Origin of the sequence: Streptomyces sp. Ru71, from assembly GCF_002920535.1 — a bacterium.
In the GTDB taxonomy this organism is placed as follows: Bacteria; Actinomycetota; Actinomycetes; order Streptomycetales; family Streptomycetaceae; genus Streptomyces.
The window spans coordinates 47,157-64,814 of record NZ_PQSS01000021.1 but is presented as its reverse complement, the minus strand read 5'-3'; the positions used below and the strand labels follow the sequence as shown (position 1 = coordinate 64,814).

At 71.7% G+C, this 17,658-nt stretch carries 14 protein-coding genes; 6 read left to right on the top strand and 8 right to left on the bottom strand.

The features are described from left to right. Nucleotides 1-11 precede the first annotated feature (11 nt). Nucleotides 12-1,028: an aspartate-semialdehyde dehydrogenase gene (locus C3489_RS15575; protein WP_103782416.1), complete on the bottom strand. Its 1,017-nt coding sequence runs from the start codon at nucleotides 1,026-1,028 to the stop codon at nucleotides 12-14. A 331-nt stretch (nucleotides 1,029-1,359) separates the two neighbouring features. Here C3489_RS15575 and C3489_RS15570 point away from each other — a divergent pair, with 331 nt between their 5' ends. Together C3489_RS15570 and C3489_RS15565 are read left to right on the top strand one after the other, a co-directional pair. Further along, on the top strand, nucleotides 1,360-1,917 hold the full coding sequence (locus C3489_RS15570; protein WP_374936748.1) for a sigma-70 family RNA polymerase sigma factor: 558 nt from the start codon (nucleotides 1,360-1,362) through the stop codon (nucleotides 1,915-1,917). Nucleotide 1,918: 1 nt separating this feature from the next. Further along, nucleotides 1,919-2,668 (top strand): hypothetical protein, encoded by a 750-nt coding sequence (locus C3489_RS15565; protein ID WP_103782415.1) that lies wholly within the window; start codon nucleotides 1,919-1,921, stop codon nucleotides 2,666-2,668. 94 nt (nucleotides 2,669-2,762) lie between these two features. Here C3489_RS15565 and C3489_RS15560 read toward each other — a convergent pair whose 3' ends face one another. Further along, entirely contained in the window at nucleotides 2,763-6,056 is a 3,294-nt protein-coding gene (locus tag C3489_RS15560; protein ID WP_103782414.1) for a S8 family serine peptidase, read from the bottom strand. Nucleotides 6,057-6,236: 180 nt separating this feature from the next. Here C3489_RS15560 and C3489_RS15555 point away from each other — a divergent pair, with 180 nt between their 5' ends. Together C3489_RS15555 and C3489_RS15550 are read left to right on the top strand one after the other, a co-directional pair. Continuing rightward, nucleotides 6,237-6,749, top strand: a complete 513-nt coding sequence (locus C3489_RS15555) for an NUDIX hydrolase (RefSeq protein ID WP_258054707.1) — start codon at nucleotides 6,237-6,239, stop codon at nucleotides 6,747-6,749. Nucleotides 6,750-6,858: 109 nt separating this feature from the next. After that, the gene (locus C3489_RS15550) at nucleotides 6,859-7,998 is read left to right on the top strand and encodes a serine hydrolase (protein ID WP_103782412.1); all 1,140 of its coding nucleotides are present in this window, start codon (nucleotides 6,859-6,861) and stop codon (nucleotides 7,996-7,998) included. A gap of 98 nt (nucleotides 7,999-8,096) precedes the next feature. Here C3489_RS15550 and C3489_RS15545 read toward each other — a convergent pair whose 3' ends face one another. Beyond that, nucleotides 8,097-9,155: a hypothetical protein gene (locus C3489_RS15545; RefSeq protein ID WP_103782411.1), complete on the bottom strand. Its 1,059-nt coding sequence runs from the start codon at nucleotides 9,153-9,155 to the stop codon at nucleotides 8,097-8,099. A 708-nt stretch (nucleotides 9,156-9,863) separates the two neighbouring features. Then, the gene (gene pepN, locus C3489_RS15540; protein ID WP_103782410.1) at nucleotides 9,864-12,437 is read right to left on the bottom strand and encodes an aminopeptidase N; all 2,574 of its coding nucleotides are present in this window, start codon (nucleotides 12,435-12,437) and stop codon (nucleotides 9,864-9,866) included. Between the two features lie 138 nt (nucleotides 12,438-12,575). On the opposite strand from pepN, the gene C3489_RS15535 reads away from it, so the two are divergent. Then, the gene (locus tag C3489_RS15535; protein WP_103782409.1) at nucleotides 12,576-13,220 is read left to right on the top strand and encodes a DsbA family protein; all 645 of its coding nucleotides are present in this window, start codon (nucleotides 12,576-12,578) and stop codon (nucleotides 13,218-13,220) included. Here the strand turns inward: C3489_RS15535 and C3489_RS15530 are convergent. After that, the gene (locus C3489_RS15530) at nucleotides 13,207-13,473 is read right to left on the bottom strand and encodes a hypothetical protein (protein ID WP_103782408.1); all 267 of its coding nucleotides are present in this window, start codon (nucleotides 13,471-13,473) and stop codon (nucleotides 13,207-13,209) included. The genes C3489_RS15535 and C3489_RS15530 overlap by 14 nt on opposite strands. Nucleotides 13,474-13,590: 117 nt before the next feature. Here C3489_RS15530 and C3489_RS15525 point away from each other — a divergent pair, with 117 nt between their 5' ends. After that, nucleotides 13,591-14,367 (top strand): SAM-dependent methyltransferase, encoded by a 777-nt coding sequence (locus C3489_RS15525; RefSeq protein ID WP_103782407.1) that lies wholly within the window; start codon nucleotides 13,591-13,593, stop codon nucleotides 14,365-14,367. Nucleotides 14,368-14,497: 130 nt separating this feature from the next. Here C3489_RS15525 and C3489_RS15520 read toward each other — a convergent pair whose 3' ends face one another. From C3489_RS15520 to C3489_RS15510, 3 genes are all read right to left on the bottom strand, one after another. Then, the gene (locus tag C3489_RS15520; RefSeq protein ID WP_103782406.1) at nucleotides 14,498-15,145 is read right to left on the bottom strand and encodes a superoxide dismutase; all 648 of its coding nucleotides are present in this window, start codon (nucleotides 15,143-15,145) and stop codon (nucleotides 14,498-14,500) included. Between the two features lie 107 nt (nucleotides 15,146-15,252). Continuing rightward, nucleotides 15,253-16,641: an amino acid permease gene (locus C3489_RS15515; protein WP_103782405.1), complete on the bottom strand. Its 1,389-nt coding sequence runs from the start codon at nucleotides 16,639-16,641 to the stop codon at nucleotides 15,253-15,255. 120 nt (nucleotides 16,642-16,761) lie between these two features. After that, nucleotides 16,762-17,652 (bottom strand): TauD/TfdA family dioxygenase, encoded by an 891-nt coding sequence (locus C3489_RS15510; RefSeq protein ID WP_103782404.1) that lies wholly within the window; start codon nucleotides 17,650-17,652, stop codon nucleotides 16,762-16,764. Nucleotides 17,653-17,658 lie beyond the last annotated feature (6 nt).

Sequence of the window (17,658 nt, the reverse complement as noted above, 5' to 3'; positions counted from 1 at the left end):
AACGACAGGGCCTAGCCCTTCAGCTCCGCCGCCACCAGCTCCGCGATCTGCACCGCGTTCAGCGCGGCGCCCTTGCGGAGGTTGTCGTTGGAGATGAACAGGGCGAGGCCGTTGTCCACGGTCTCGTCCTTGCGGATCCGGCCCACGTAGGACGGGTCCTTGCCGGCCGCCTGCAGCGGGGTCGGGATGTCGGACAGCTCCACGCCCGGGGCGTCCTTGAGCAGCTCCACGGCGCGCTCCGGGCTGATCGGCCGGGCGAAGCGGGCGTTGACCTGCAGCGAGTGGCCGGAGAAGACCGGCACGCGCACGCAGGTGCCGGAGACCTTCAGCTCGGGGATCTCCAGGATCTTGCGGGACTCGTTGCGCAGCTTCTGCTCCTCGTCGGTCTCGTTCAGACCGTCGTCGACGAGGTTGCCGGCGAAGGGCAGCACATTGAAGGCGATGGGCCGCTTGTAGACGCCCGGCTCGGGGAAGTCCACGGCCTCGCCGTCGTGGGTGAGCTGGTCGGCGTCGGCGATCACCTTCTGCGCCTGGCCGTGCAGCTCCGCCACGCCCGCGAGCCCCGAGCCGGACACCGCCTGGTAGGTGGCGACGACCAGCGCCTCCAGGCCGGCCTCCGCGTGCAGCGGACGCAGCACGGGCATCGCGGCCATCGTGGTGCAGTTCGGGTTGGCGATGATGCCCTTGGGGCGGTTCTTCAGGGCGTGCGGGTTGACCTCGGCGACGACCAGCGGGACCTCGGGGTCCTTGCGCCAGGCGGAGGAGTTGTCGATCACGACGGCGCCCTGGGCGGCGACCTTCTCGGCCAGCGCCTTCGAGGTCGCGCCGCCCGCCGAGAACAGCACGATGTCCAGGCCGGAGTAGTCGGCGGTGGAGGCGTCCTCGACCGTGATGCCGTCGACGACCGAGCCGGCCGAGCGGGCCGAGGCGAACAGCCGCAGCTCGTCCAGGGGGAAGTTCCGCTCCTTGAGGATCCTGCGCATGACCGTGCCGACCTGTCCGGTGGCTCCGACGATTCCGACCCTCACGGCGACTCCCTGTCTCTCACACTTGGCCGAGGCTCACGTTGCCGAGGCCTTTCCATGATGCGGCCGACCCCGGTCCGCCTGTCCAATTCTTTGGGCGGTGTGCCCGCGGAATGGGACACCGGTGACCGGCAAACGGTTCCGGACATTCGGTGTCCACCCCGGCTGAGCTGGAGAAATTCACTCCGCGGGCCTCCCGCACCGCAAGCTCGCCTGCCCATCGCGCCCGTGTCCACACGGAGTGTGACGTACGCCTCGCCGATCCGGTGCACCGCAGGCCGAACGTTCCGGGCCGCCGCGGCGTCGTAGGGGCGACACAGGGAGGGGGTGGCTTGTGCTGCGCAGAAGGGCCCGGCGCGGCCCGGGGCCGCGGGCCGGGGACGACCCGCCGCGCCTGGCGTACGCCGGGGACGACCCGCTGGACGCGGACCAGGAACGCCGGGTGCGGGCGGTGCTCGCGCTCGGGGGTGTGCCGCAGGCGGACCTGCCGGACGGGGTACAGCAGGTCCGCCTGCGGCTGCTGGAGCGCGCCGCCAAGGGCGAGGAGGGTCCGCGCGACGTCTCGGCGTGGGCGGCGGTCGTCGCGTCCAACCTGGCCATGGACTGGCACCGGGCCAGGCGCCGCCAGGAGCGCCTCGGGGAGCGGCTCGCCGCGCTGCGGGAGCCCGCCACCGGCGGCGAGGAGACCCGGCTGCTGTCCCTCGCGGTCGCCCAGGGCCTGGACGAGCTGCCCGATGCGCAGCGGCAGATCCTCGTCCTGCGCTTCTACGCCGACCTGCCGGTCCGCTCCATCGCCGAGCAGCTCGGCGTCCCCGAGGGCACGGTCAAGAGCCGCCTGCACACGGCGGTACGGGCCCTGCGCGCCCGCCTGCACGAGAACGAGGTGGTGTGACATGCCGGCCGGACACGACGGGCGGGACGGACTGGACCCGCTGATGGCCGTCCTCACCGGCGAGCCGCTGCCCGACGAGGCCAGGGCCGACGGCGCCTTCCTGGCCGAGTACCGCGCCGCCGAGGCCGATGTGACGCTGCTGCGCGAGCAGCTCGGCCGCATCGGCGCGGCGCTCGCCGAGCCGCCGCCGGGGGAGCCGGCCCCTGCCCCGGCGCCCCGGAAGACCCGCCCCACCTCTCGCAGGAGTCCCGCCGGCCCCGCCCGGCTGCGGCGGCGCCCCGGTGCGCGGGCCCTGTCCCTCGGCGTGCTCGTCACCGCCGTCGCCGCCGGTGGTGTCGTCGGCATCGGCTGGCTGACCGCCCATCCCCCCGGGGACGCGAGCGGCGGCTCCTCCAAGGCCGACGTGGCCTCCGGATCGGCCCGGCCGGACGCCGCCCGGTACCTGGCCTGTGCGCGGCTGGTCGTGGAGGGCACGGTCACCGCCGTACGGCCCGGCCCCCGGGCGGGGCAGGAGCGGGTCACCCTGCGTGTCACCCGGGCCTACAAGCCGGGCACGGTCCCAGCCGACGTCACCTTCACCTGGGAGGAGTACCTCGACCCGCGGCCCGGCAAGGGCCAGCACGCCCTGGTCGGCATCCCGCGCAACGCCGACGTGCCCGACACCTGGGTCGTCGACCCGCAGGAGCTGGCCCAGGAGCGGGACCGGCTCGACCGGGCCCTGTCCGGCGCCACCGCCGCGACCTGCGAGTGACGGCACGAAGGGCGTGGCGGCACAGGAGGACGCGGCGGCACGAAGAAGGGCGGGCGCCCGTTCCCGGACGCCCGCCCCATCGCCGCAACGACGACTACGGCGTGACCTTCTCGATCTTCACGTTGCCCGCCCCGGCGACCGTGCCGCGGGCGTCGAGCAGCTGGACCTGGCCGAAGAACTCGCGGCCCTCCGGCGCGGCGGCCGCCGCGGTGACCGTGGCGGACACCGACGCGGACTCGCCCGTGCCGAGCTTCACCGGCGCCGAGCCGTCCACCGAGACGGTGCCGAGGGAGGCGGCGAAGAACACGTCGCGGTAGTCGTAGGCGGTGGTGCCGGCCGGCACCGAGTAGCCCGCGACCTCGATGGTGTACGTACCGGCGGCCGGCGAGGCGATGGAGACCGCCTCCTCCGAGTCACCGTCGGCGGACTGGCCGACGACCTTGCCGGAGGCGTCCTTGACCGTGAGGTCCAGGTCGGCCGACGCGTCGGAGACCGAACCGATCGCGACGTTCAGCGACTTGGCGCCCGCGGGCACCTCGACCTTGGTGACCTGGGTCTCGCCCTGCTTGATGGACGGGCGGGCCGACTTGGAGGAGCCGAGCGGGCCGCCGGCGAGCTTGCCCTCCAGCGGGGCGAACTTGTTCGTCACGTTCCAGGAGGCGGCGGCCGGCGTGCCGACCTTGGCCTCGGGCACGGTCACCGTCTCCGGGTCGAAGACGGCGCCGAGGACGGCGACGTCCAGGGTGTAGGGGTTGTCGAGCAGCGGCGAGGTGCGGCGCGACTCGACCTCGATCTCCCACACGCCCGGCTGCGGGTCGGCGTAGGAGCGCACGTCCGGCTTGCAGCCGTTGCCGTCGAGGTAGTTGTTGTAGCAGTACGGCGTGGAGGTGTTGTCCACCGGGACGCCGTAGGGGTGGATGGCGATGAACCGGGTCTGGCTCTTGTCCTTCAGCCCGCCGATCGCCACTTCAAGCGACTTGGCGCCCTCGGGCACGGTCACGAAGTACGACTGGGTGCTGTTGCGCTGCACCGAGGACGACTTGGAGAAGGTGTACGCCACCGGCGTCGAGACGACGACCGTGGTGAGGATCTGCTTGTCGACGCCCTCGGTCCGCGGGTCGTCGACCTCCAGGATCGCGCTCTTGATGCCGGCCGAGCGCGGGTTCGCCTGGACCTTGACGGTCACCGGCTGGTTCAGCGGCAGCCGCACCTCGTCGTCGCCGACGATCCGGAAGGTGTCACCGGCGTTGTTGGCGAAGTGCAGCTCGTGCCACAGCGCCTTGTCCGGGCCGGACGTACGGGTGATGGTGACGTCGTACGTCTTCTTCTGGCCGGCCTTCAGGCCGCCCTCGCGGTCGTAGAGGCCGGTGCCGAAGCCCGGCTCCTTCAGCGCGGAGTCGATCGCGGTGTCGACCGGGGCCTTGACCGTGTAGTCGTGGGCCGTGGCGCCGTCACGGATGGCGTCCCAGGCGTCCACGATGTTGATCAGGCCCGCGCCCTCCTCGTACGCCTGCGTGCCCTTGATGTGGTCGGCGGTCGAGGTGAGCGCCGTGCGCAGGATGGCCGGGGTGAGGTCGATGCCCTTCTGCTTGGCGGCGCTCAGCAGCAGCGCGCTCGCGCCCGCCGCCTGCGGGGAGGCCATCGAGGTGCCCTGCAGCATCGAGTAGCCGGCCGGCAGCGAGTAGCCCGCCTCGGCGACCGGGGAGCCCGGCAGCCAGGTCTGGGTGGTGTTGATGGCCGCGCCGGGTGCGGTCAGGGTCGGCGTGAACCCGCCGTCCTCACGCGGGCCGCGCGAGGAGAACGGCATCATCGCGTACTTCTTCTCCACGACCGAGCCGTAGTTGGCGGCCCAGGTCTCCTTGGAGATGGCCGCGCCGACCGAGATGACCTTGTCGGCCAGACCCGGGTCGCCGATGGTGTTCGCGCCGGGGCCGGAGTTGCCCGCGGAGATCACCAGCTGCACGCCGTAGGTGTCGATCAGGCGCGTGTACAGCTCGGAGCGCGCGTTGTTGCCGTCGTTCAGCGCCGGCAGGCCACCGATGGACATGTTGACGATGTCGACGCCGCGGTTGGCGACGAGGTCGATCATGCCCTCGGTGAGCGCGACGTTGGTGCAGCCGCCGCTCCAGGTGCAGGCCCGCGAGGAGACGATCTTGGCGCCGGGGGCGGCGCCGCTCATCTTCCCGCCGAACAGGCCGTTGGCGGCGGTGATACCGGCCACGTGGGTGCCGTGCTCGGACTCGATCACGCCGATGTTGACGTAGTCGGCCTTGGCGCCGGAGGAGTTGTAGACGACGTCCTTGCGGACCTCGACGACGAACGGCTGGCGCTCGACGACGTCCGTCGCCGGGTCGTCGGTGCCGAAGTACCCGATCTGGAAGCCGTCCTTGTACGGCTTCATCGGGGTGTCGTCGGTGAAGTCGTGGTTGTTGTTCAGGTCGACGCGGACCGTGCCGGCCGCCGCGTCGTACAGCAGACCCCAGGTGTCGGTGGTGTCGCCGTCGCGGTTGGCGTCGCCCTTGGCGTCACCGCCGGTGGTGGCGGCCTCGCTGAACAGGTTGAAGCCGTAGTTGCCCGCGGGGGCGGTCCAGGTCTGGCCGGCCGCCGTGAAGGTGGGGCCGTCGACCTTGGTGCTCATCCGCCGCCAGGTGGCGTCGCCGTCCACGACCGGGTCGGTCGCGGTGACCCAGTCGACGATCTTGCGCTCGCCGGTGGTGGTCTTCTGCAGCGCCGGGTGACCGAGGTCCACGCCCGAGTCGAGGATGCCGATGGTGATGCCGCGGCCGTCCGCCTTCGGGTGCTCCGCGACGAAGTCGACGGCGCCCGTCTCGAAGGAGGGGTTGTACGGGTTCTCGGCCGGGGTGTTCTTGCCCGGGCCCGGGTACGTCACCGAGCCGGTGCCCGATCCGGCGGCCCGGGCGTCGGGCGCCGGGTCGTCAAGCGGGATCTCCTGCTTGAGGTCGATCGCGTGCACCGAGGACAGCTTGGCGGCGGCGGAGATGGCCGCGTCGGCCTTGCCGGTCGGGACGGTCGCGCGGACGTAACCCAGCTTGTCGTAGGTGCGGCCGACGATGCCGCCCTCGACGTCGTCCAGCTTCTCGGTGACCTGCTCGGTCTGGCCCGGCGCGGTCGCGATCATCATGGTGACGGTCTTGTCGCCGTCGGCCTTGGCGTCCGCGAGCCGGTCGGCGTCGTCGGCGCCGAGCTTGTCGTGCGCGGACTTCACGCCCGGGTCGGCGGCGGGGGCGGCGGCGGGCGCGTCGTCCGCGGCGAGGGCCAGAGGTATCGGCCCGGCCGCGCAGAGGGCGGCCACCAGACCCGCGGCCACGGCGATGCGGGCCACGCGTCTGCCACCCGGTATCGGGTCGCGCTCGGGGGTGTGGGTCATCGGCATCCCTTGCAGGTAAAGGAGCGTGAGCGTACCGACCAGGACGGATCGGCCCTGGTCGAGGGTCGTCCGGACTGCGAACCCGGACGATCGCACAGCTTTACGCAAGGGGCGATTGTTTGGGGAGAGTTGACCGAATCGAAATGGATGTATGGGGAAAACCCGCTATGGAGGGTGGGCATGCGAGGGATGTCGAGGGTGCGGCGGAAATCGAGGGTTGCGGCCTACGCCGTGTGCGTACGGGAGGGACATGTGCTGCTCGCCCGGTCGCCGGGGCTCGACGGCAGCCCCGAGTGGGTGCTGCCCGGGGGCGGGGTGGAGCACGGCGAGGACCCCTGCGACACGGTGGTGCGCGAACTCGCCGAGGAGACCGGCTACCGGGTCGAGGTGACCGCGCTGCTCGGCGTGCACTCCTCCCACCGCCTCTTCCGCCGCGACGGCCTGCGCCGCAGGGTCGACCACCACGGGCTGCGCCTGGTCTACGAGTCCCGAGTGACCGGCGGTGAGCTGCGGTTCGAGGAGAACGGCTCCACGGACATGGCCGCCTGGCACGACCTGGACGCGGTGCCCGGTCTGCGCCGGGCCCGGATGGTCGAGGTGGGGCTGCGGCTGTGGCGTGAACGGCCTCCGACAGGGCGGGTGTTCGTGCCCGTGCGGGACGACGGCGACGTACCCGTGCGGGACGACGGCTGAAAAACGATCAACCGTCCCGAGTCGCGTCAACCCCGTGGCGTGAGGCCGGGTCCCTCCCCCCTGACCGGGGTCATCACGGGGGTGACCCGGCCGGATGAAGGGGGAAGAGATGAGAGCACGTTCGGCTCTGGCCGGTGCGGCGGCGGCCCTGCTGTCCCTGGCGCTCGCGGCGCCCGCGATGGCGGCGCCCGGCGGTGGCGGGCACGGGCACGACGCCACCCGGAAGGCGGTCGAGGCCCAGGTGCAGGCCGGCGTCCCGGGCGTCACCGTCACGGCTCAGGACGGGCGGCACACCTGGAAGGCCACCGCGGGCGTCGGCGACCTGCGCACCGGTGCGCCGCGCTCGACGGCCGACCACTACCGCGTCGGCAGCATCACCAAGACGTTCGTCGCCACCGTGCTGCTGCAACTGGAGGCGGAGGGGCGGCTGTCGCTCGACGACAGCGTGGAGAAGTGGCTGCCCGGGGTGCTCGACAAGGGCGGTTACGACGGCTCGAAGATCACCCTGCGGATGCTGCTCAACCACACCAGCGGCGTCTTCAACTACACCGAGGACGAGTCCGTCGCCGCGACGTACTTCACCAAGGACGGCTTCTACACCCACCGCTTCGACCGGGTGTCACCGCGACAGCTCCTGGACATCGCGCTGGCCCACGAGCCGTATTTCGCGCCGGGCGCCTCCTGGCACTACTCCAACACCAACTACCTGCTGGCCGCGCAGGTCGTCGAGAAGGTCACCGGTCGTGGGTACGGCGAGGAGATCCGCCGGCGGATCATCCAGCCGCTGCACCTGACCGGTACCTCGGTGCCCGGCACCCGGCCGACCCTGCCGCGGCCCAGCAGCCGCGCCTACGGCAAGCTCGCCCTGGAGAGCACCGGCCCGACCTACGACGTCACGGAGCTGAACCCGGCGCTGGCCTACGGCTCCGGGGAGATGGTCTCCGACTCCGCCGACCTGAACCGCTTCTACCGGGCCCTGCTCGGCGGGGCTCTGCTTCCGCCGCGGCAGCTGAAGGAGATGAAGACGACGGTGCCGGCCGGGGACATCCCGAACGCCGGGTACGGGCTGGGGCTCATCGACCGTGAGCTGAGCTGCGGTGTCCATGTCTGGGGTCACGACGGCGGCATCCACGGGTCCACTTCGGTCGCGGTCACCAGTGCCGACGGGCGTCACTCGCTGGCGTTCAATCTCAACGGCGACTGGACGGGTGACACCGACGCGGTGGTCGAGGCCGAGTTCTGCGGCTGACCGCGCGTCGTGTCGCGTCGCGGAAGGGGCCGCCGACGTCTTGTCGGTGGCCCCTTCCGTCCCCTCCTGTCGCCCCCGGGTTCCCAACTAGTTCCCAACTAGCGGGGCAGCACCACGACATAGGCCGCCGGGTCGCGGTCCGCGGCCGCCATCAGGGCCGTACGGACCACCGCCGCCTGCTGTTCCAGCGCGTCCCGCAGCTTCTTCGGCGTCACATGGACGACGGTGATGCCGAGCCGCTCCAGGGTCTCCCGCTTGCGGGCGTACTCCGACCACAGGGCGTCGTCGTCCTGCCGGGGCGCCCGGGTGTCCAGTTCGACCGCCACCGCCTGCTCGGGCCAGTAGGCGTCGACCCCGCCGAGGTGCGGGCCGCCCGGCAGCCGCAGGTCGACGTTCCAGACCGGGTCGGGCAGACCGTGGTCGCGGACCATCGTGTACAGGCGGTCCTCGGCGATCGTGCGGCCCTCGGCCAGCAGCAGGTCGACGGCGTCCACCACGTGCGGCCGGGTGAGCAGCCGTGCCTCGTTCAGCTCGCGCACCACCGAGGCCGCCTCGCAGTGCCCGGCGCGCACCGCCTCGGTCAGCAGCCGGCGCACCACGCCCGCGTCCGACAGGCCGGCCACCGCGTCGGCCAGGGCGCGCGGCACGGGGGCGACCGGGACACCGGTGACCTCCTCCGGGTCGGGCAGGACGGCGGTGCGGATGATCCGGGCGCAGCCGGTGGAGCGCAGCCGGCGCAGCCGGGGGACCAGGACGTCGATCTTCTCCAGGGACAGCAGCGGGGGAGCGGCGGTGAAGCCGTGCAGGGTGAGGGCGGCGAGGCCGGTGATCATCGCCTCGCGGTAGGCGGGCGGGCGGTGGGGGTCGTCGGCGCCGGGCTGCACGGGTACGCCGGGGGTGGCCGGGCCCGACTCCCTGGACGCGTACATCAGGACCGCGTGCAGGCGCTCCTCGGTGGTCGGCGGACCGGGGTGCAGCAGGACCACGCCGGGCAGCAGCTGCTGCCAGGCCCCGCCGGGCCGGCACTGCTCGTTCAGCTGGGCGGTGGTCACGCCGTGCGCGCGCAGCCGGGCGACCGTCTGGACCCGGCGGGGGGTGTCGGGCAGGTGGCGCAGGGGGCGGGGGGTGGCCGGGGGGAGCGGGGTGTTGTGGTTCATGCTCCGGGGATTCCCGCGTCCGATCCATCCCTTAACCGCTGTTACACGCTCGTCGACAAATCTGGACAAGGCCGCACTAAAGGACGGGTGTTCGGGTGCCGAGTAGGGGCGGAAAACGCCTGGTCCGATCGGGTGGGGGGTGGGGGTTACGGTTCTGATTGCCTGAATTCCGTAACGGCTACGGGGCGCTGGGCGCTGGCCAAAGGTTGGGGGGTTGTTCGTTGTCTGCGGGTGGGTGGGTGGTTGCTCGCGGGTGCCTGCGGCGGCCCGTTGCGGTTGCGCTGTGGCTCGTCGCGCAGTTCCCCGCGCCCCTTGAATGCCTGCGGCGGCCCGTTACCGTCCGGTGGTCGGCTGGTGTAGCGCCTTCTGTCCGGTGGGTGAGTCGGGGCCGGGGTGGGGGATATCCGTCCTCGGTCCGGCCCACTGTCCCCGACGCGGTGAGGGTTGGCGGTGCCGGCCGCTGCGGGCGGACACCCCCCACCCCGGCCCCTCCCCGCCGTCGGCGGCTCTCCCACTCCGTAGCTGCGGGCAGTCGTGCCTCCCCCAGTGCCTTAAGGGCCTGGGAGGTGCCCCCAGGGCGGCACGGGTGGGCGCTGGGGGTCCCCCCTGCTCGAAGAGCTTGGGGGAGGCACCCCGCCAGCGCCGGTGAGCGCACCCACCCCCGGCCAGCCACAGCACCGGGGGGTGGGAAACGCCGGGTGTCTGCGGTTAGCGGGCTGTCGCGTCGCAGGTTTGGCCGCGCAATGCCCGGGCCAGGTCGTCTCGGGACTCCAGGACCAGGCGGCGCAGGGCCGGCGGAGCCTGTTCGTGGGTGGTCAGCCAGGTGTCCGTCGCGGCCAGGGTCTCCGGGGAGTCCTGGAGCGTCGGGAACAGGCCCGAGACCACGTCCATCCCGATCTGGATCGACCGCTCCTCCCACACCCGCTCGATCGCCGCGAAGTACTTCTCCGCGTACGGCGCGAGCAGCTCACGCTGGGACGGCTGGCCGAAGCCCGCGATGGTCGCCTCCGTCAGCGCGTTGGACAGCGCGTCCGACTCCACGACCTGCGCCCACGCCTGCGCCTTGACCGCGGCCGAGGGACGGGCGGCCAGGCAGCGCACCTGGTGCCGCTTGCCGGAGGCGGTGTCGTCGCGGGCCAGTTCCGCGGTCAGCGTGTCCTCGCCGGCCACCCCGTGCGCGGCCAGCGGCTCCAGGAAGGCCCAGCGCAGCTCCTGGTCCACGTCCAGGCCGTCGATCTTCTCGGTGCCGTCCAGCAGCGCCTTCAGCAACTGGAGGTCGCCGTCCCGCGCGGCCACGGTCGCGAAGAACCGCGCCCAGGCCAGCTGGTGCTCGCTGCCCGGCCCGGCCGCGCGCAGCTCGCGCAGGGCGCCCTCGGCGAGCTGGGCCGCGCCGGTCTCCCGCCAGGCGGGTGCCGCGTAGTGCACGAGCGCCGAGCGGGCCCAGGCGTGCAGCATCTGCAGGACGCCGATGTCGGACTCGCGGCCGGCGAACCGCAGCACCAGGCCGATGAACTCCCGGGCCGGCAGCAGCGCGTCCCGGGTCAGGTTCCACAGCGCCGACCAGCACAGGGCGCGGGCCAGGGGATCGGTGATGCTGCCGAGCCCGCTCTTCAGCGTCTCCAGTGACGTGGTGTCGAAGCGGATCTTGCAGTACGTCAGGTCGTCGTCGTTGACCAGCACCAGCTCCGGCGCCTGGGCACCGGCCAGTTCCGCGACGACCGTGCGCGCGCCGTCGACGTCCGTCTCGGCGCGGGCGTAGCGCACGAGGGCGTCGCCCTCCCGGCGGTACAGGCCCACCGCGATGCGGTGCGGGCGCAGCTCGGGGTGCGACTCGGCGGCCTCCTGCACCACCGCCAGCTCCTCGACGCGTCCCTCGGTGTCCAGCAGCACCTGCGGGGTCAGCGCGTTCACCCCGGCCGTCTGCAGCCAGGACCGTGCCCACGCGCCCATGTCCCGGCCGGAGGTCTCCTCCAGCACCGACAGCAGGTCACCGAGGCGGGTGTTGCCGTACGCGTGCCGCTTGAAGTAGCGCCGGGCGCCTTCAAGGAACGCGTCCTGGCCGACGTACGCCACCAGCTGCTTGAGCACGGAGGCGCCCTTGGCGTAGGTGATGCCGTCGAAGTTGAGCTTGGCGTCCTGCAGGTCGCGGATGTCGGCGGTGATGGGGTGCGTGGAGGGCAGCTGGTCGGCGCGGTAGGCCCAGGCCTTGCGGCGGTTGGCGAAGGTGATCCAGGCGTCCTTGAAGCGGGTCGCGCCCACGTTCGCGAAGGTGCCCATGAAGTCCGCGAAGGACTCCTTCAGCCACAGGTCGTCCCACCACACCATGGTGACCAGGTCGCCGAACCACATGTGCGCCATCTCGTGCAGGATGACGTTGGCCCGCGCCTCGTACGACGCCTGCGTCACCTTGCCGCGGAAGATGTACTCCTCGCGGAAGGTGACGAGCCCGGGGTTCTCCATCGCGCCGAGGTTGTACTCGGGCACGAAGGCCTGGTCGTACTTGCCGAACGGGTACGGGTAGTCGAAGTGCTCGTGGAAGAAGTCCAGGCCCTGCTTGGTCACCAGGAACACGTCGTCGGCGTCGAAGTGCTTGGCCAGCCCCTTGCGGCACAGCGCGCCCAGCGGGATGCGCAGCGTGCTGCCGTCGGCGAGGGTGCGCTCGTAGGTGTCGGTGACGTGGTAGTAGGGGCCGGCGACGACGCAGGTGATGTAGGTGGAGATGGGCCTGGTCTCGGCGAAGCGCCACACTCCGTCGGCCCGCTCGCCGGCGCCGTTGCTCCACACCGTCCACCCCTCGGGCGCCCGCACCTCGAAGCGGAACGGGGCCTTGAGGTCGGGCTGCTCGAAGTTGGCGAAGACGCGGCGGGAGTCGGCCGGTTCGTACTGCGTGTAGAGGTAGACCTCGCCGTCCTCGGGGTCGACGAAGCGGTGCAGGCCCTCACCCGTGCGGGAGTAGGCGCACTGCGCGTCCACGACCAGCTCGTTCTCCTCGGCCAGGTCCTCCAGCAGGATGCGAGAGCCGTCGAAGACCTCGCTCGGGTCCAGGTCCCGGCCGTTGAGGGAGACGGCCGTCACGCGCGGCGCGATCAGGTCCGCGAAGGTGGACGCGCCCGGCTCGTTGCAGCGGAAGCGGATCGTGGTGACCGAGCGGAAGGTGCGCGGACCCCCGCCCTCGTGGTCGCCGACCGCGGAGCGGACGTCGAGGGACACCTCGTACCCGTCGACGGACAGCAGCGCGGCCCGCTCCCGGGCCTCGTCGCGGGACAGATTCTCACCGGGCACGGGCGGCACTCCCTTGTGTGTCGTGTCTACGGCTGGACAGGACCGATCCTGCCATGTGCCCCTGACGCGGGGCTCCCGGGAATGGCCGGGGCGCGCTGCGGCGTTCTTGGGGGGAAAGACGTCCGCTTGAGGAGAGACATGTCGCAGAAGACCCCCGTCGACTTCTGGTTCGACCCGCTGTGCCCCTGGGCGTGGATGACGTCGCGCTGGGTGCTGGAGGTGGAGAAGCTCCGGGACATCGAGGTCCGCTGGCATGTGATGAGCCTCGCCGTCCTCAACGAGGACAAGCTGGACGAGCTGCCCGAGGCGTACCGGGAGATGCTCGCCACCAAGGCCTGGCAGCCGGTGCGCGTGGTCACCGCCGCCTGGCAGAAGCACGGGGAGCAGGTGCTCGGCCCGCTCTACACCGCGCTCGGCACCCGCTTCCACAACAAGGGCGAGGGCCCGACCCTGGAGGCGATCGCCGGCGCCCTGGCCGACGCCGGGCTGCCCGCCGACCTGATCGAGTACGCCGAGCAGGAGGACTTCGAGTTCGACGCCGAGCTGCGCGCCTCCCACAAGGAGGGCATCGACCTGGTGGGCCAGGAGGTCGGCACCCCGGTCATCGCCGTGCCCGGCGCCGACGGCGAGCAGATCGCCTTCTTCGGTCCGGTCGTCACCCCGGCCCCGAAGGGCGAGGACGCCGCCAAGCTGTGGGACGGCACCCTCGCCGTGGCCTCGGTCCCCGGCTTCTACGAGATCAAGCGCACCCGTACCAAGGGCCCGGACTTCAGCAACCTGTAGCCCCGGCCGGGCTGCTGCCGGAGGGGTGCGCGAACTCCTCCGGCAGATAGCCCCCCACCCAGTACCGCGTCTTGCGCTGCACCCGCCGGCAGCCCTCGGCCGTGCACCGGTGGAAGGCGCGGGCCACGAACATCTCCCCGTCCAGCTCCGCGGCGAGCGCCTTCTCGGCCGCCGCGACCTCCTCCCCGCGCAGCTCGCGGAAGGTCTGGATCCGGTCCTTGCAGGTGGGACTGGGACATCGCACGTTCGCCATGAGCGTCTCCTCAGGACAGGCGGAGCCCTCCGCCGTAGTCTCCCAATGTGCCCTGTGCGCCCGTCATTTCGTAGCACCATGTGCGGGAGACCCACTGTTGGAGGCGAGTATCACCCCATGACGTCGATCGACACCTCGGTGCCGCACTCGGCCCGGATCTGGAACTACTGGCTGGGCGGCAAGGACAACTACCCGGTGGACGAGCAGGCCGGCGACGCCTACACCGCCGTCTTCCCGGGCATCGTCACCATCGCCCGCAGCAGCCGCGCCTTCCTCGGCCGCTCCATCCGGTACCTGGTGCGGGAGGCGGGCGTCCGCCAGTTCCTGGACGTCGGCACCGGACTGCCGACGGTGGACAACACCCACGAGGTCGCCCAGCGGCTCGCGCCGGAGTCGAGGATCGTCTACGTCGACAACGACCCGCTCGTCCTCGCCCATGCCCGCGCCCTGCTCACCTCCACGCCCGAGGGCGCCACGGCGTACGAGGACCTCAGCCTGTACGAGCCGGAGAAGATCATCGAGGCCGCCACGCGGACCCTCGACCTGAGCCGGCCCACCGCGCTCATCCTCAGCGGCATCCTCGGCCATGTCGCCGACCACGACGTGGCCCGCGACCTGGTCCGGCGTCTGCTGGCGGGCCTGCCCCCGGGCAGCTTCCTGTGCGTCAACGACGGCTCGCGCGGCACCGACCCCGCCTACGAGGCGGCCCAGGACGGCTACAACGAGACCGGCGCGGTGCCGTACTTCCTGCGCCCCGTCGAGCAGATCGAGGCCTACTTCGAGGGCCTGGAACTGGTCGAGCCCGGCGTGGTGTCGGTGCCGCTGTGGCGGCCCGAGCCGGGCGCCGAGGCCAAGCCGATCGGGCAGCACGGCGGGGTGGGCCGCAAGCCCTGACCCCGGCGCCATGGTGAAGGAGGCCCCCGCGAGTCCCGTCCTCGCGGGGGCCTCCCTCCTTTCCGCCTGCCGCGTGAAAGGTGAGAAGACGATCACGAGGCAGGAGTCTTCCCTCAGAGGAGGGGCCGGCTCACGGCGCGAGCAGCAGCACGTCGGTGCGGGACTTCGCCGCCGCGTGCCGGCGGGCCACGTCCTGCCAGTTCACGACCTGCCACATCGCCTCGATGAAGTCCACCTTCTGGTTGCGGTACTGCAGGTAGAAGGCGTGCTCCCAGGCGTCGAAGACCAGGATCGGGGTGGCGCCCTGGCCGACGTTGCCCTGGTGGTCGTAGACCTGCTCGACGATCAGCCGCCCGCTCAGCGGCTCGTATGCGAGGACGCCCCAGCCGGAGCCCTGGGTGGTCGCGGCGGCCTTGGACAGCTGCGCCCTGAACGCGGCGAAGGAGCCGAAGGACTCCTTGATCGCCTCCGCCAGCTCGCCCACCCCGTCGGCGGCCAGCGGCTCGCCGCCGCCCTCCTTCGGGCTGGTCATGTTCTGCCAGTAGATCGAGTGCAGGATGTGCCCGGACAGGTGGAAGGCCAGGTTCTTCTCCAGGCCGTTGATGGAGGCCCAGGCCTCCTTGTCGCGTGCCTCGGCCAGCTGCTCAAGCGTGTCGTTGGCGCCCTTCACATAGGCCGCGTGGTGCTTGTCGTGGTGCAGCTCGATGATCTCCGGGCTGATCACGGGCGCGAGCGAGGAGTAGTCGTACGGCAGGTCAGGCAGCGTGTAGACGGGCATGCGCGGCTCCCCTCCGAGCTCTTATTGCAAGTAAGTCGCAATAACAAGCTAGCAGCAAAAAGCCCCCGTGTGGATCACACGGGGGCTTGTCGCGGAAGAAGGGGCCGTCAGTCGCGGGAGGCCCGCGCCCGCTGCCAGGCGTAGCCGACGGCCGCCAGGACCAGCGTCATCGCGCCGGTCGAGTACAGCTGCACCCGGTTGGCCGGGTCACGGGCCATCAGCACGAAGATCGCCGCCATGCCGGCCAGCGCGAGCCAGGTCAGCCACGGGAACGCCCACATGCGGACCACCAGCTTCTCGGGGGCCTCGCGCTCCAGCCGGCGGCGCAGCAGCAGCTGGGAGACCGCGATGAAGATCCAGACGACCAGGATGACCGCGCCGATCATGTTCAGCAGCCACTTGAAGATGTCGTCCGGGCGCCAGTAGTTGAGCAGCACGCAGACGAAGCCGAGGACGCAGGAGGTGAGCACCGCGATCCGGGGCACCCCGCCGGACAGCTTCGCCAGCGCCTTCGGGCCCTGGCCGCGCTGGACCAGCGAGTAGGCGATGCGCGAGGAGCCGTAGATGTTGGCGTTCATCGCGGACAGCAGGGCGACGAAGACGACCACGTTCATCAGCTGACCCGCGCCGGGGATGCCCAGGTGGTCGAGCGTGGCGACGTACGGGCCCTTCTCGACGACCTCCTTGGAGTCCCACGGGACCAGGGTGACCGCGATCGCCATGGAGCCGATGTAGAAGATCGCGATGCGCCACATCGCCGTGCGGACGGCCGAGGTGACCCCGCGGACCGGGTCCTGGGACTCGGCCGCCGCGATGGTGACCGTCTCCAGACCGCCGTAGGCGAACACCGAGGCGAGCAGGCCCACCAGCAGGCCGTCCGTGCCGTGCGGCATGAAGTCCGTCAGGTTGGAGGTGCCCGGCGCGTCCACGTCCGGCAGCACGCCCGCGATGGCCAGTACGCCGAGGATCAGGAACAGGCTGATCGCGCCGACCTTCAGCGCGGCGAACCAGAACTCGAACTCGCCGAAGTTCTTCACGGCGGCCAGGTTCGCGCCGCAGAACACCACCATGAACAGGGCGACCCACATCCACTGCGGGGTGCTGGGGAACCAGCTCTGGGCGATGCTCGCGGCGCCCATGCCCTCCAGGCCGACCGCCGTGCACAGCAGCACCCAGAACGACCAGCCGGCGGTGAAGCCCGCCCAGGGTCCGATCGCCCGCTCGGCGTGCGCCGAGAAGGAGCCGGACGACGGGTAGGCGGCGGACATCTCGCCGAGCATCCGCATCACCAGCATCACCAGCAGGCCGGAGATCGTGTAGGCGATCACGATCGACGGGCCGGCGGCGGCGATGCCCGCTCCCGAGCCCACGAACAGGCCCGCACCGATCACGCCGCCGAGGGCGATCATCGACAGATGGCGCTGTTTGAGACCGTGGGACAGGGCGGCGCCGTCCTGTTGCTGCGGCGGCGTGTCCTGGGTCGTGCTGCTCGGCATGGGCGCGGCTCTCCCGGTGCAGGGGCGGGCAAAAACCCCGCCAGTCTGGGCGGCCCGTCCGCTCACGCGAAGGGGCTGCCCAGTATCCGGACACCGCCTGTGCGGAGGGTGATGCTCCGATCACGCCGCCACGGGGGTGTAGTGCGTGGCGTCGCCCTCGATCGACCAGCTCTCCTTGCCCTCGACGCCGACCGGCACGTCACCGGCCACGGTCACCCGGTGCAGCCGGCGCGGCTGCCCGTCGTAGTTGTCGATGGCGTAGTGCTGGGTGATCCGGTTGTCGAACAGGACCAGTTCCCGCTCCGCCCAGCGGTGGCGCAGGACGTTCTCCGGGCGCGTCACATACGCCTGGAGCAGCTCCAGCACCTTGCGGGACTCACCGGCCGACAGGCCCACGATCCGCTGCGCGAACCCGCCGATGAACAGCCCGCGCTCACCGGTGAGCGGGTGCACCCGGACCACCGGGTGCGCGGTGCGGTAGGTGATGGAGGTGAACTGGGCGCGCTGGGCGGCCTTCTCCTCGTCGACGTCCTCCTCCGGTACGGCGTAGTCGTAGTCGTTGGTGTGCTCCGCCCACAGGCCGTCGGCGAAGCGGCGCAGCGGCTCGGGCAGGTCGCGGTAGGCGGCGGCCGCGTTGGCGATCAGCGTCTCGCCGCCGTAGGGCGGGACGGTGAGCGAGCGCAGGCTGCTGGCCTGCGGCGGGTTCAGTACGAAGGTGACGTCGGTGTGCCAGTGGTTGGCCCGGCCCCGCTCGCTGTCCACGGGCAGCACGTTCGGGGCGTCCTCGACGGCGCCGACCGTCGGGTGGGCGGTGGTCAGGTCGCCGAAGTGGCGGACGAAGGCCTGCTGGCCGGCGTCGTCCAGGTCGCCCGCGTCGAACACGAGCGCCTTGTGCACGTTCAGGGCCTCCCGGATCGCGGCGACCTCCTCCGCGGCGAGCGGCTGGGTGATGTCGACGCCGCTGACGCGGGCGCCGATGCGGGCGGTGAGCTTGGTGATCTCCAGGGACATGGCGGG

Bases quoted from the DNA above. Each gene is read 5' to 3' on its own strand.
- C3489_RS15520 (WP_103782406.1), bottom strand. From the start codon at position 15,145: ATGCCCGTCTACACGCTGCCTGACCTGCCGTACGACTACTCCTCGCTC.
- C3489_RS15535 (WP_103782409.1), top strand. From the start codon at position 12,576: ATGTCGCAGAAGACCCCCGTCGACTTCTGGTTCGACCCGCTGTGCCCC.
- C3489_RS15555 (WP_258054707.1), top strand. From the start codon at position 6,237: ATGCGAGGGATGTCGAGGGTGCGGCGGAAATCGAGGGTTGCGGCCTAC.
- C3489_RS15550 (WP_103782412.1), top strand. From the start codon at position 6,859: ATGAGAGCACGTTCGGCTCTGGCCGGTGCGGCGGCGGCCCTGCTGTCC.
- C3489_RS15545 (WP_103782411.1), bottom strand. From the start codon at position 9,155: ATGAACCACAACACCCCGCTCCCCCCGGCCACCCCCCGCCCCCTGCGC.
- C3489_RS15530 (WP_103782408.1), bottom strand. From the start codon at position 13,473: ATGGCGAACGTGCGATGTCCCAGTCCCACCTGCAAGGACCGGATCCAG.
- C3489_RS15515 (WP_103782405.1), bottom strand. From the start codon at position 16,641: ATGCCGAGCAGCACGACCCAGGACACGCCGCCGCAGCAACAGGACGGC.
- C3489_RS15565 (WP_103782415.1), top strand. From the start codon at position 1,919: ATGCCGGCCGGACACGACGGGCGGGACGGACTGGACCCGCTGATGGCC.
- C3489_RS15510 (WP_103782404.1), bottom strand. From the start codon at position 17,652: ATGTCCCTGGAGATCACCAAGCTCACCGCCCGCATCGGCGCCCGCGTC.
- C3489_RS15560 (WP_103782414.1), bottom strand. From the start codon at position 6,056: ATGACCCACACCCCCGAGCGCGACCCGATACCGGGTGGCAGACGCGTG.
- C3489_RS15525 (WP_103782407.1), top strand. From the start codon at position 13,591: ATGACGTCGATCGACACCTCGGTGCCGCACTCGGCCCGGATCTGGAAC.